Origin of the sequence: Calothrix sp. NIES-3974 (assembly GCF_002368395.1) — a bacterium.
Lineage (GTDB): Bacteria > Cyanobacteriota > Cyanobacteriia > Cyanobacteriales > Nostocaceae > NIES-3974.
Map to the genome: position 1 here is coordinate 1,860,413 of NZ_AP018254.1, position 14,371 is coordinate 1,874,783.

Below are 14,371 nucleotides of genomic sequence, written 5' to 3' on the forward strand. Positions count from 1 at the left end.
CGATTTTAAGATTTGAGATTTTGGATTTGTTAGCCGTAACTTACCCTGTTTCATTTTGGATATTTAGGGCTTGCTGAAAAATAGTAAAACTCTTATATTCTAAGAATTAGAGGGCATCTTAGTCGCCAAAAGTGCTTTCCAAATGGATATGACTTAAAAACTTGGCATTTGTAATTTTTGCAGCCTACTAACATTGGAATCGAAATGGTTAAAACTATTCCCGACTTCCATCACTGACTGTTCCCTACCCCCACGAAAAGACTTTTTCAGCAAACCTTACTTAAAGTTAAATTCATGGGTGCTAGATGAGAAACTGAATTAATTTAGACCTGTTTCTCAATTGGATCAACAAATGTGACAATTTCAGTATACTATCTACATCACCTCTTGTTGCACAACCTAAATTATGGAAGATTACCAGTCTGCTTTTATGCAACGCCATTCTGACACGGAAACACTGCATAATTGTCAGCGAAAAATTGCTGCTATGCACTTTGGGGGAATTACCATTGAGTGCTTACTAAAATCAATGATTATGGCTAGTTTTCCCAGGGGAGCAAGTCATGAATGGAAAACAGACTCAAATAGTCCTGGACATACGATTACGAATCCAGGTCATAGCTATACTGAGGCTCTAAATCGACACAATCGCTTAAAATCAAGAATAGATAAGTTTCCAGAAGTGAGAAAGTGGTTTGAGCAAGTTGAAACCCCTAGTCAACATTTTATTGATATGCGTTATTGTTGTAGTGAGCCAAATCATACAAGTTACAAAAATTGGCTAGATAAATACCAGCGCTTACTCCAGTGGTTACAAAAACAAGCCACTTCCCTCTAAGGAGAATTGGATAATGCCAGAGACTTTGCCTGCTACCCTAAAACATTTAATCACAGCAGAGTATATCAGTGACCCAGGGAAAGAATGGTTAGAAGTTAACATTTCCACATCTGGCTTATTGAACTTAACAGTTGTTAGCGATCGCTTCTTCAATTTATCTATACCTCAGCGCAAAGAGCAAGTTCTCAATCTCCTCCACCAATCACAGATTTCTTTATCTCCGGGTTTTCTTTCCTTATATACCCCTCAAGAAGCAAAATCTCTCGACATATCCCCTCCACCAGCCATTTGTGAAGTACCTATTTATACCTGGCAAGATTTAGCCATTAGTGCAGCGAACCCATAAAATGAACATAAACTGACTCAGCGTACACCAGGTATACCACGAACAGTAACATTTTACTCTTTTAAAGGAGGGGTGGGTAGAACTACAGCCTTAACACATGTTGCTTGGATTCTCGCACAGCGAGGTCGTAAAGTTGTTGCTGTTGATTTAGATTTAGAAGCACCAGGATTAAGTACTGCATTCCATCTCCAACCAAAACCACGGTATGGGATTGTTGATTATTTCTATGAGCGTTCTTACTTACCAGAAGGATTAGAACCCAGTATTTCTGTTGCAGAGATATTTGGTGAAGTGAGGATACCTAATGCCACGGGTAGATTATTTGTTGTTCCTGCTGGTTTTCTCAGTCTGGATTATATTACTAAGGTTGATGACTTACGAGCTACTACTATTATTGATAGTGGCGAAAGTCTTTGGTCTATTTTTAGTCAGGAAATTCAAGAACACTTAAAACCAGATATTCTCTTAGTTGATTCGCGAACGGGAATTAATCAATGGGGTGCTTTTTCATTATTGCAAGCAGCAGACGAAGTAATTGTCTTTTTATTTCCGAATGAGCAAAATCAACAGGGAATAGATTCGCTTTTGCAATCACTTCAAGTTCTCAAAAATATATCCATAAATTTCGTTTTTACCCCAGTTCCAGATATCACTGATAGTGGGATGGCTAAGGTCAGAAAAATCTGGAAAAGTCTGTCGGCAAACATTAAAAGCATTCATGAACATAGCGATGAAAATGACGGAAGTAATGAGGATGAAACAAATGAAACTGAAACGGATACGGATACAAGTGATTCCCAATCTGATATTTCTGAACCATTAGTAGTTCCCTATCTTCCACCCATTGCTCTAGCAGAAAACTATCCTGTACCAGCATTAGTTGATTACTATACTAAAATTGCCAACTTAATTGATGAGGAAGCTGATGACTTAAAACGGAAAACTGTTTTAAGTAGTATGGATAGTCGTTGGGAAATTATTGAAAGTCTCCAATTTCCAGAAGTAAATGCCGCAGATCAAAACCAAAATCTTAGTTTGTTGTTTCAACGCACGACTGATTTTAGCAGGTTTTTAGATGACACAACTTGTTTAATCAGAGGTCGGAAAGGAACTGGTAAAACGGCTCTTTATTGGCTATTGTTAAAACATGAACCAGTGGCAAAAAAATTAGCCAGTGGTCGATTAGATAGTAAACGTTGCTTCTCTGCTCACGGTAGATTTTGTGAGAGTCGTCCATCTCGTGATGAATTTCGAGTGATACATCGAGAACTGCAAAAAAAAGACGGTTCTTGGGAAGCATTTTGGAGAGGTTATTTATTTTTAAGAAGTTATCATGAACAGTATTTTAGTGTTCCCCATAAAGGTAAAGATAAAGAAAAATTTAGTGACTTGAAACAAATTATAGATGCTCTCCCCCCAAATAGATGGCAATCAGAACATACCCAAGCATTAATTCAATTATCCACTGAATCTAGTTTGCAACTAAAAGTTAAAGATGCCATCGATATTATTGATGAAAAAGCTAAAAATTCATCTCAAATTATCTGGTTTCTTTACGACGACCTAGATGAGGACTTTCCAGAAGAGGGAGAAGTTAGACACAAGGCTTTAACTGGTTTATTTCAATTTGTCCAATCCTGTGATGCTCGTCGTTTGACAGCAATTAGGTTTAAAATCTTCTTAAGGGAAGATATTTGGAATCGCTTGAATTTTGATAATAAAAGTCATTTTAATGGACGTGATATTTTCTTACAGTGGACTAGAATTGACTTTTTACGATTAGCACTTCGTCAGGCAATTCAATCAGAGAAATTTAAAAACTTGGTTGATAGATTTTCCCCCATTGAGAGTATTGACCAAGCAAACGAAGAAACTGTCGAACGAGCTTTAGAATTACTTTGGGGAAGTCGGCGAAGAAGCGGTAATAACCCAAGTTGCTAGTTATCGGACTCCAGGGTGCGAAGCACCCGGAGTCACGTGTTTTCACGCGCAAAGTTGTGTGGTTGCGCTACGCGCAACCCACAAGATATGCTTAGTTAATTGAAGTAAAAAAAATACTTGCTATATAAATGCTTGTTTTAAAGTAAAAGCAAAAATAAATGCTTCTATCTTCAATAGAAATCCATCAAATGTGACTGCATGAATTGACTTGGGAAAAAGGTAAGTGATAGCACTGAAAATAGTCTCTATATAATGCCTGGTATGTTGCTTAATATAATGATTCCACGGCTCGTCTTGACGCTGAGAATTCTTTTTTCGCATAACTTTCAAGTTAATTTGACTAGTTATTTTTAAGTCATCTTCTGCTGTATAATCCGTGTATGCAGAGTCACCATACACTTCACTCCCTGGTGGCAAATTTAATGGCAGTGCATTTAACGCTCTTGAATCATTAGCACTACCAGGCATAAATACGAACTCAACAGGAATACCACTTTTAGTAGTTAAAAGTTGAACTCTAACTCCATAAAAATAGCGTTTCTTTGATGCAATATAACCTCTATAATCTTCCGACTTAATTAGTTTGACATTAAAAATACGGATATTGTCGCACATTGGTACGGGAAAAGAATCTAAAAGATATTCAGTACAATCACTAGTCTCCTTTAGTATCATACCTATTTGATGAAATAAGTCATTTATTAACATCGAAATACCGTGTAATCTTCTATTAAATCGTGATTTATCTAACATATTGGGAATAAGATTATGCTCTTTCATGTAGCAACAAGCCTTGCTATGATTACCATAGAAAAACATTGCTGCAATTAGTGCCGTTGTCATAATTTCTGCATCACTCATATTTCTACGGCAATCATCATGATGACCAATTGCTTTAAGTAAGTCATCAGTGATAGCATAAACAGTAATTATTTCGTTTAACATATTCCCCTCCGTTTTTTTCTTCTTGGAGGGGATTTTATTATAAATTGTGACGCGACACGCCAGCGCGAAGCGCTGGCGAAGAGTAACTAGCAACTTGGGTTAATAAAGCTAAATACGTATCTCGATGGGTTTATGAACGCTTAACTGACTCCAGTGGAACTACATTTCCCCGCAGTCTAAGTATATTGCTCAAAGGCGCAAAAGAACAAGAATTAAGTTACCAAGGACAATCCTCGATTAAATCGCCAAATGACCGTTTACTTCGGGAAAAATCCCTAGAGATTGGGTTAAAGAAGGCTTCTGAGGAACGCTGTAATGCAATTAGGGAAGAATATCCCTATCTCAGTAAATTCTTTGCTGCTCTCCAGGGTGTCTCCGCTCTCATGTCACAAGAAGACCTGCAAAATATCTGGCAACAATCAGCACAAGATGGGACGTATTCATTTGATGATTTTATCAATTTACTGGGAGAAATCGGTCTAGCCGAATGGAGAGAAAAGGAACAGCGCTATAAATTTGCCGATATCTATGTATACGGTTTTGGGATGAGTCGTAGAGGTGCAATATAGTCAGGTTATTATGGAATTTCTGGAGTTTGCAGTTTGTGTGCGATCGCATCAACGGTAAAAACCGTAAAAGTACTTTTTGCAACATAAGTATCCCCTACAGGGTAGAGTGTATTAGGGAAATGGGGAACGAGTAAAAGTATAGATTTTCAGGTACAACGTCTTGTTGCTGGGGTAACTTTTTGTTTTTGCATATTCGCTGGAATCTGCACAGCTTTAGTCCAATGAAAATAGGTTTTTAAAAACCCTTAAATTTAGCTTCTTCTTCGGTGTCATTTCTGTGCGATCGCATCAACTCGTTGGAAAGCAGGGAGTGGGAATAAGCTTCTGGTGTCAAATTCTGCTTTGGGAAACAAACTGGCTCTTGTGTGCTTCCAAGTTAATAACACAATACAGTATCAATGCTGTGGGATGATTGTATTCTGTGATCTCAGCCTGAAAATACCTATAATTGCCACAGTGAAAATTAATATTGATAATACCTAGTTTACATCGACAATGCCTAACTTACTCCCACCAATATCCGATTTGATTCCCAAAATAATCCTTCCCTGTGTCCTCTCTCTGACGTTTATCCCCCAAGTAATTGCCCAAATTCCTGAAGTTAACGCGGAAATCCAAAAGCTGGAACGGGGAACAACTCAGGAAAAACAAGCGGCTATGGATCGATTAGTCCGCTTGGGGAAAAATGCAGTCCCCCAATTAATCACAGCAGCAGAACACCAAAATCCCCAGGTGCGTGTATATGCGATTCAAGCTTTAGGACAAATTGGTGCAGATGCAGGTGCTGCGGTTCCGGTGTTATCACGGGCATTAAAAGATACTGACAAGTCCGTGCGTCAAGCTGCTGCTCAAGCTTTAAATCGCTTGGGGAAAGCAGCATTGGTTCCCTATTTGGTGCAGGGGTTAAGTGACCCAAATCCGACTATTCGCTTCAATTCTGCCCATTCTTTGTCCAGATTGGGTAAGGATGCAACGACTGCGGTTCCCCATTTAATCAAAACTTTGCGGGATGAGGATATGTGGGTGCGGTTGACTGCTGCCTATGCATTGGGGGGAATTGGTGTGGATGCAGCACCGGCGATGTCTGCTTTGGTGGATAGTTTGGGGGATCGGGATGATTCGGTGCGCCATAGTGTTGCCTATGCAATTGGTAATATCGGTTGGGCTTTATCGGAACGGAGTAGTCAGTTGTCCAATTCGGAGTTGGAACAGACGATTAAGTATATGGAAATTGCTTTCAAGTTGGTTTCTCGACCGAATCCAAAATTCCGTCCGGAAGCGATTAAATCGATTCAAAATCCCCTACAAACCTTGAAAAAAGAACGTAGTTCCCGGTTACGCAAATCGCAAATCGAAAGGTTATTAGCTATCTTGAATCAAAACCGTTTAATATAATTCGTAATTCGTAATTCGTAATTTGTAATTACGAATTTTTTTAATCTCCATCTGATACCTAATTACGTTACATATAGCAATCCTACTAAATCCGATTTACGTGCTATCCCTTTCCAGGACTTGATTTCAGCCGCTCCTGCGTTGACGAATCATCTTAGTAGGATTGATATGATTATGTTTATTTGTACTGACTTACTTCATCCTACATAAATTACAAACTATAAGTATTTAATGGCGAGGGATGCCGACGTGGGTGAGTAAATTTAATATGCCTTCCGTTACTAGCTGTTGTATTTGCGATCGCTGGCGTACTAGTAATGCTCCGGCAAAACCAAGGGAATTGATGGAAATACCGTGATACTCTTCCTGCGATCGCGGTACTATAATCATCCTTTGTCTGGTTAACAGTAGGTTGTAGGCAGCCGATTGTCGGTTGTTTTCTAGGGCTGTTATCCCTAATTCTGCTAGCAAATTGCGGTATTGATTATATAGGTTTCTGGCAATGACATCTTGGTGATTTTGCCATTCTCTTTCCACAGATGCAATTTTATGAAAAAATGGTAGCTGTGGTATGGTGGATACCTTTTTGTCTATTTGCTGGTTAAATAATACTTCTAGAGGGTAATTAATCCCATTCGGAACCAAGGGGAAGGGAACCATCTGTAAATGTTTATGCTTTTGACTGGCACCAGCTAATTTGCCACCATTGTAAAAAACCAGCCCATCCATTTCCTGCAAACAAAATGCGATCGCGGCGAAATCTTGTTCATCTAACAAGTATTCCTGGTCTACAAATCCTCTCGTAATCATCAGCAAATGCTGCTCAACCACATTGAATTTATTTAAAATACACACGTGGGTATCCGAAATATCACCCACCCATAAATCTGCTTCGTAGGGTAAAAACGGATTAAATTCTTTTCCTGATACACGTGTTTTCTCATCCTGTACCACCTTCGCCGCATCCTTACGCCGCAAATTAGCCAAAATTCTCACTAAAAAATTTACCCCATCCTGTTCCAACAACTCGTAATCTGTGGGAACAGGTTGTAAAGCACCCGTTTGTAAAGCTTGCTGTGTAGTTTTTTCCAGACATTCCCTGAGTGTGCCCGGTTGTAATCTAAATCTGGGGGGATTTTCCGTATCCATTGCGGTGAATCGATTGAAATTGACCTATGGGGTATTGCTGATGTGATGAATGAAAATAATTATATCTGAATTGAAAATTTTACATTACGTTGTGTAGAGACGTAGCATTGCCACGTCTACGATGATTTTGGTTTTCGGACAAAATTGTAGAAGATTATAATCCATGCCCAAATTCAGCAATGCCAGAATCAATCTGGGACAATTGTGAAATCGAAACTCCCATCAACGGGACATGTTGCTACATTCGTAATTCGTACCATGAAAAACCTATTCCCCCTGCAAGTGGATCTTTCGCACAAAATCCAATGCTTGCTCACGGGTTGTCACCAAACCTTCCGCTTGGGCGATCGCAACTTCTGTTAATAATTTACCAATAAGTGGAGACGCTGGGATTTTTAGTGCTAGAATAATATCTCCCCCAGTCAGAATCTGACTGGGATGAGCAACCGGATCATCAGGGTTAAGGTAGCGGGTAATTAAGGGTGCTATTTCCCCTACCAAAGTATCATGTGCGGCGGCGACAACGCACGTAGCAGGGAATACAATTCCCGCATTTTGGAATAATAAATACTGTTCTCGCAACGATTTCATTGGGGATTTTAGTTGCGGGAGCAGTTTTAACGTGGTTATGACACCCCTAATTTCTGCACGACTGTAAGTTAGTGCCATTAGTTCCCGTTCCGCCCCATCTGGATCGGAATTAACCAAACAACTCAGTTTTGCAATGGCCAGCCAGGTAGTTTTAATCGTATCACGGATGGGCTGTTGAAGTTGCCAACCGATTTCTTCCCATCTTTGGGAAATGATTGCAGCTTGGATATCAACCTGTCGCAGACGTAGATAATCCTCCCGGTTAGCACTGGGGAAAAACTGATTTAACAGTCCATCCTCAAAAGCTGAAATTAACCAGTTTGTACCCTTACTATCAGTCAGGAGATAGGTAAGTTCCACCCGTACCCGTTCCGGAGCAATATTTTGTAACAGGGGGGCTAATTGGCGAATTGCGTCTTGAGTCTGGGGTTCAATGGTAAAATCTAATTGGGCAGCTTGACGGTAGGCGCGTAGCAGTCGTAACGGATCATCTTGGAGATTTGCGACTGAAATCATCCGTAGAATACCCGCATCTAAATCAGCTTGACCAGCCAACGGATCGATAATTTCCTGAGTATGGGGATGGTAGGCGATCGCATTGATCCGAAAATCCCGTCGGTGCAAATCAGCAATTAAATTATCACCTTCCTGTTGAGCAATATCCACAGTTCCGTTGGCAAACACAACCCTGGCAATCTGACGCTCCTTGTCCAGAACCACAAATCCAGCAGCAGATGCACGGGCAATTTTTTGAGCAATGGCGATCGCATTCTCCGGGACAATAAAATCTAAATCCAGGTATTCCCGTTTTCTGCCTAGTAAGGCATCCCGTACCGCACCCCCCACTAAATAGGCTTCTTTGGGCATTAAATTAAAGTCAAAGGGGTAGTTTTGGGGGAAGAGAACGTCAATCATAGGAGAATACCATACAGGATTGGGAAGAAATAGGGGGACAGAATGCTCCTCTATTTTTTCCCAGAATACAGGGGTTGTTATACTGATTGAACAATCGCAGTAGTGGTTTGTCCAGTTAATTTTCCCCTCTGTTTTTGTTCCTGGAGGGGATTTTATGACAAATTCGATACAATAAAGCTAGTCCAAGACTTAGGAGATTTCTAGAATAAAATGCCAAAAATATGTGAAATTCAAAACTGTAGATAGGTACGGCCGTAGGCTGGTTATTTTGCGATCGCATCTCGTTGACCCCGTGGAAGTTTCGGATTTAGGCAATCACCATAAAATTCAAGGTTAGACCACAAATCCCATTCATTCAAAAAATTTTCAAAAAGGTTGATTAATAATCAGGGTTTCTGCTATTCTCACAATATAGCTGTCAGGGGATGATCTATCCTACTATGTGAGAATGATAATCGCCATAGGATTACAAAGCCCTCGCTGTAAGTCTGGGAGAGGAAAATGACATAGGTTCCACCCAGATATTGAACGAGATTTCGGGTATTAGCGATTAACATTTTTTGATAGGTATACTCTAGGGGAGTTGCTAGGCGATCGCGTAGCACCTTGCGTTTACTTCTATCTTGTACCTCTGCAAATTTAAAAGTTATGCAATAAAGACACAGTGCGATCGTTTGCTTTTATCGCTAAATCAATACTTCTAGATTTATACTGAGTATTTAACATCCATCAACTTCTCTTGGTGCAGGATGTGAGCTTGGGAAGATCACCGTCCTTGGGATAGATCATTTGCACGAATCGTCTCCGTGTGTAGGTATCCTAAATTACCAGAAAAATCAGCTTGAGTATCCCCGCAATGACAACTTCACCCAATATTCAAAAAATTCAAGTTTAATCTAGATATTTACCACCCTAAATAATCCAGATAAAACTTTTTGAATTCAATCAAAAAATTCAGAAAAAGGGTTGATTAATAATCAGGGTTTCTGTTAGTATAGATATAGGGCTGTCAGGGGTTAATAGACCTTAATGTACGAGAATGATAATCACCATCAATTATGAAAGCCCTTCACTGTAAGTATTTGAGACGAAAATGACATAGGTTCCACCTAGTTATTGGACGAGATTCCGGGTATCAGCAATTAACATTTTTTTTGTAGGTTTAGGTGGGAGAATTGTTAGCATCTAAGCCATCGATATACAAGGTTTATTCAGAAAACTTAACATTTGCCTCCTTGACAACGGTTTCCATCAAGCGGGGATTGATGGCTTTGTTGACAAAGATTGTGGGAAAACCCTCTTTATTCAATTCCCTTCACCAGGGAACTAACCTTTTTCGGTACTACTCCCTTCCCAGACATTAGACCCAGTAACCGAGTACATAGGTTATTAACTGCCCTCCTTTTTCTGAGCGATCGCGCTCATTGTAGGTCTAATTAGGGCTTGCTGAAAAAGTAATTCGTAATAGCCTGCGGCAACCCGCTTCGCGTACGTAATTGTGAGTTTGACGGTTCTTATATCGTTTACGCTAATGCTTGCTACATATCAGGAGCTATAAGCGTTGATTATTCTAGTTTCATTTATTGCAAAGTACAAGAGAATCAATATTAGAGTATGTTTATCAAGTATTAATTATCACTATTTTGACTATCGTCCTGACCCTGGACATGGGGTTATAAAGCTGATTTTTCCTTCGAGATTACAGACGCGACATGTCGCGTCTCTCCCCATTCCCAAAAACGATAAGCTAGAATTTCCACACTTGAGAGCAAGGAGTATGTCAAAAAGATACTAAATGATCAACCTGTTCCTGGTTGACCTGCTCCAGGGTTTGCCAAACCTCCTGCATTAAACCCTCTAAACCTTCACGGGTGACAGCAGAAATCAAAAACACCTTGGTTCCACTAATTTCACTTAACTGGGTTTGCAGAACTGCTAAATCAGTCACTTCCCGATCTACTGCATCGATTTTGTTCACAGCCAAAATTTGCGATCGCAATTCTAATCCTTTTCCGTAAGCCACTAATTCCTGTTGAATCGTGGTGTAATCTTGAATTATGTCTGCACTAGTCCCATCGAGTACATGCAACAAAATCCGTGTCCGTTCGATGTGTCGCAGAAAATCATGTCCTAAACCCGCACCCTGGGAAGCACCTGCAATTAATCCGGGTATATCCGCAAATACCGTACCATCACCTGTCGGTTTACGCACAACCCCCAAATTCGGAATTAAGGTTGTAAAGGGATAATCAGCAATTTTCGGACGCGCTGCGGATAAAGAAGATATTAAAGTGGATTTTCCCGCATTCGGCAAACCAATAATTCCCACCTCTGCCAACAGTTTCAATTCTAACCGCAATAACTTAATTTCTCCCGGTAATCCAGGTAAGGCATATTCGGGAGCGCGATTGCGATTACTGAGAAAATGCTTATTGCCTAATCCACCTTTACCACCAGCTGCCACCAACAGAGTCTGTCCCCCAGAGGTTAAATCCCCAATCATCTCTCCCGTTTCGGCATTATAAATCACTGTACCACAGGGCACATCTACAATTAAATCTTTCCCGTTCGCTCCTGTGCAGTTATTCGGACCACCCCTACCACCGTCAGCCGCTTTAAAACGGTGATTGTAGCGAAAATCTAAGAGGGTTTGTAAGTCCTCATTCGCCCGAAAATATACGGAACCCCCTTTGCCACCATTACCACCAGCAGGACCACCCGCCGGAACGTATTTTTCCCGACGGAAGGCAACTATTCCATCGCCACCTTTTCCAGCTTCTACTTCAATGTCTGCTTGATCAATAAATTGCATAGGTCGTTCGGGGAGATAGGGAGTAGGTATAAGCTAATTTTCTGTTTTGCTGTGTCCAAACTACATGGGGAACTGATTTCATGCAGAGGATGGGGGAATTATTCGTGTAGAAGTGCAGCGGATCGACTGGAGGATGCGGGGAAAAGCCTCTTTCATTGTGTTCTGGTACAAGCAGTATATGTAGTTTATTCCCAAACACTAATGACAAGATAATTACTGTTGTAATTTTTTATCTATACGCAAATACTTTGTTGTATATATATTAGCGGTGAGAGTTTGAAAAATTACTTTTGAATTTATAATCATCCATACACAAATGCATTGGACAATTGCTGCGCCGTTTATCGATAAATCAAATATTCATACAGCCAAGTGGTTAGTTCCCTATGTTCCAGGTAGTTATCATACTTTTGATATTGTACCTCGTCCTCAAAAGTTAGCAAATTGGCATCATCGCCACAGTCAATTTACAAGTGTATCAGAATGGTTAGTATATTGGGAACATGGACAGCAAACTTTGCAAGCAGCCAAATCGGGGGGTGTGATTACAGTTTTTCCCCAACTAGCAGCCATGATTGGGACACAGGCAAAGTTGAGGGGACAACGGATTCCGATTGTGGCTTGGTTATTTAATGTGGGTACTTGCAGTTTGGGAATTCGTCGTTGGTTAGCACAGACAAGTTTACAGGATATTGATTACTTTGTTGTCCATACTCGTCGGGAAATCGAGATTTATCATCAATGGTTGGGAATTGCCAAGGAGCGATTTGTATTTGTCCCTTACCAAGTTCCGGCTATACCCATAACATGTTCTGAAGATAGAACAAATCCTTTTATTGCCGTCCTTGGTTCCGCTCATCGTGATTTTGCCACCCTATTTACAGCCGTCGAGCAGACAAAAACACCTACCGTCGTCGTATCCGGGAAGCGAGCGATCGCTGGATTATCGATTCCTTCCCATGTAACTACTTTATTTGATATCCAGCGTCATCAGTGTCTGGAAATTGCTCAAAAAGCCATTATTAACGTGATTCCCTTGCATACCCATCCCAACATTACTGCTGCGGGACAAGTCACCCTAGTGGAAGCCATGCGGATGGGACGAGCCATAATTGCCAGTAAATGTAATGGGATTGAAGATTATATTACCCACGGGGAAAATGGCTGGTTAGTGGAGCCAAATTCTGTTGATGCTTTAGCAGCAGCGATTCAGGAACTATGGCATAATCCAGAACTACGCGATCGCCTGGGTCAATCAGCCTATGATTATGCGACTAAATACTGCTCAGATGAAGCCGCAGGTCAAGCTTTAGCACAAATTCTCGACCAGGTTGCCAACAATAAACTTCACGCTGTTTTGTAGGTCTTCTCTCTGGGAAGTCGGGTTTCTTCAAGAAACCCAATCTATGGCAACTTCTAAAAATACTTGTGATGACAACCTACTGATGTTATCAATTCCAATCAATTGGTAAAAAATAAGTTAAGCTGATGACGCGTTTGTCACGAATAATTCCAATCCAAAATCCAAAATCCCATAACAATCAATCAATAGCTCGAGTAAAAGCAAAATGGGGTCTAGCTCGCGGCATTCTTGGCATTAACCAGGCTAACCCTTCACTGGTTCCAATCCACAGTTTATTCCCTGTGTCTGGTGCTAATGCTAACACTCGACTAGATGGTAAACCCGCAACTTGATCCAAAACAGCTCCCGTATGGGGATTTAAACGCCATAAGCCATTGTGGGTTCCCACCCAAACGCTACCATCTTGGGCAAAATTAACCGAAGTCACATTTCTACCACGTAAAGGTGTAACCGAACGCATCACCATCCCATTTCTGGGGTTAATTACCAGCAAACTATTTGGCATTCCTGCCCAAATTAAACCCTGGGGACTAATGGCAAGGGTTTGCACGCTGGTTCCCGGTAAACCATCAATCCGCTTCATAATTTTAGCACTGGCCGTATTTACCCGTACCAATCCATCGAGTGTCCCGACCCACAATTGTCCCTCCGCATCCAGGGTCATAGCATTTGCACTTACCCCCGGCAAATTTTTCAAAGTGGTCATAATTAACCCCTGATCAGGACTAACCAATGCTAATCCATTATCCGTTCCAGCCCAAACATAACCCCGTCTGTCCACCAACAAAGACAAAACCCGTTTAGATGGTAGTAATAAATTTTGAGCAGTAACTTCACTGGTACGTAAATCTACTCGCTTTAAACCTTCGTAGGTTCCCACCCACAAACGACCAACTTTATCCTGAGCGATCGCACCAATAGCTCGATTCGGTAAACTCACCCTAGCTAAGATATTACCTGTATTCGGGTCAATCCGCGCCAACCCTCGCCAGGAACCAACCCATAAATTTCCAGTCAAATCCCGTTGCAAGGCGTTCACCCGGTAATCTATTTCCTGCAACCGTTCCCGTAAACGCTGTTCATTGGGCAATCTATCACCACCTGGAGGTGGGGCTGTTCTAATGTATCCTGGAGTCAATTCCGATGGATCAAGTTCCAATATTCTTTGCCCATTCACTGGTGGTACCGCAAACCCCAGTAATGCAGCACTCATCAAACTACAGACAGTTATCGATTTGCGAAACAATTGCACGGTCATGGTTCCTTTGCACACATAGCCCCCAACCTGTACAAATGTGAAATTGGCTGCGGGTAATATGAGTGTGCCCAAATTGACCAAAAAAATTAACGCCCCGTCAGATTTTTAATTCCATAAGAGACGTAATATATTACGTCTCTTCATGCGAATTGACACCTTCCCATACATCGAATGTGTCACTTCGTAAACTATTCTTAACAAAATGTTTAAATAATTATGTAATAAGAAATTCAAATCAAAAAGTTAAAA

The 14,371-nt window shown here is 40.8% G+C and carries 11 protein-coding genes; 6 read left to right on the top strand and 5 right to left on the bottom strand.

Going from position 1 to position 14,371, the window contains the following annotated elements; all coding sequences use genetic code 11:
• Positions 1–406 precede the first annotated feature (406 nt).
• Genes CDC37_RS07230 through CDC37_RS07235 form a run of 3 tightly spaced genes read left to right on the top strand, consistent with a single transcriptional unit; the run spans position 407 to position 3,125 of the window.
• Complete coding sequence (locus tag CDC37_RS07230; protein ID WP_096621152.1) at positions 407–838, top strand: hypothetical protein; 432 nt, start codon at positions 407–409, stop codon at positions 836–838.
• 13 nt (positions 839–851) lie between these two features.
• Positions 852–1,184 carry a hypothetical protein gene (locus CDC37_RS25145; protein ID WP_231943270.1) on the top strand — a complete coding sequence of 111 codons (333 nt, stop codon included), beginning with the start codon at positions 852–854 and terminating at the stop codon, positions 1,182–1,184.
• A 33-nt stretch (positions 1,185–1,217) separates the two neighbouring features.
• The gene (locus CDC37_RS07235; protein ID WP_255408922.1) at positions 1,218–3,125 is read left to right on the top strand and encodes a MinD/ParA family ATP-binding protein; all 1,908 of its coding nucleotides are present in this window, start codon (positions 1,218–1,220) and stop codon (positions 3,123–3,125) included.
• Positions 3,126–3,245: 120 nt separating this feature from the next.
• Here CDC37_RS07235 and CDC37_RS07240 read toward each other — a convergent pair whose 3' ends face one another.
• Positions 3,246–4,070: an IS982 family transposase gene (locus CDC37_RS07240; RefSeq protein WP_096621153.1), complete on the bottom strand. Its 825-nt coding sequence runs from the start codon at positions 4,068–4,070 to the stop codon at positions 3,246–3,248.
• 185 nt (positions 4,071–4,255) lie between these two features.
• On the opposite strand from CDC37_RS07240, the gene CDC37_RS07245 reads away from it, so the two are divergent.
• Complete coding sequence (locus tag CDC37_RS07245; RefSeq protein WP_231943274.1) at positions 4,256–4,639, top strand: hypothetical protein; 384 nt, start codon at positions 4,256–4,258, stop codon at positions 4,637–4,639.
• A gap of 495 nt (positions 4,640–5,134) precedes the next feature.
• A complete protein-coding gene (locus CDC37_RS07250; protein ID WP_096621154.1) occupies positions 5,135–6,034 on the top strand; it encodes a HEAT repeat domain-containing protein in 900 nt (299 codons plus the stop codon).
• A 228-nt stretch (positions 6,035–6,262) separates the two neighbouring features.
• Here the strand turns inward: CDC37_RS07250 and CDC37_RS07255 are convergent, their stop codons facing one another.
• From CDC37_RS07255 to obgE, 3 genes are all read right to left on the bottom strand, one after another.
• A complete protein-coding gene (locus tag CDC37_RS07255; protein WP_096621155.1) occupies positions 6,263–7,183 on the bottom strand; it encodes an ATP adenylyltransferase family protein in 921 nt (306 codons plus the stop codon).
• Between the two features lie 267 nt (positions 7,184–7,450).
• On the bottom strand, positions 7,451–8,689 hold the full coding sequence (locus CDC37_RS07260) for a CCA tRNA nucleotidyltransferase (protein ID WP_096621156.1): 1,239 nt from the start codon (positions 8,687–8,689) through the stop codon (positions 7,451–7,453).
• A gap of 1,780 nt (positions 8,690–10,469) precedes the next feature.
• Positions 10,470–11,501 (bottom strand): GTPase ObgE, encoded by a 1,032-nt coding sequence (gene obgE, locus CDC37_RS07265; RefSeq protein ID WP_096621157.1) that lies wholly within the window; start codon positions 11,499–11,501, stop codon positions 10,470–10,472.
• A gap of 316 nt (positions 11,502–11,817) precedes the next feature.
• Here obgE and CDC37_RS07270 point away from each other — a divergent pair, with 316 nt between their 5' ends.
• Positions 11,818–12,864: a glycosyltransferase family 4 protein gene (locus CDC37_RS07270; RefSeq protein ID WP_096621158.1), complete on the top strand. Its 1,047-nt coding sequence runs from the start codon at positions 11,818–11,820 to the stop codon at positions 12,862–12,864.
• 178 nt (positions 12,865–13,042) lie between these two features.
• Here the strand turns inward: CDC37_RS07270 and CDC37_RS07275 are convergent, their stop codons facing one another.
• Entirely contained in the window at positions 13,043–14,077 is a 1,035-nt protein-coding gene (locus CDC37_RS07275; protein ID WP_442861085.1) for a ligand-binding sensor domain-containing protein, read from the bottom strand.
• Between the last annotated feature and the right edge of the window lie 294 nt (positions 14,078–14,371).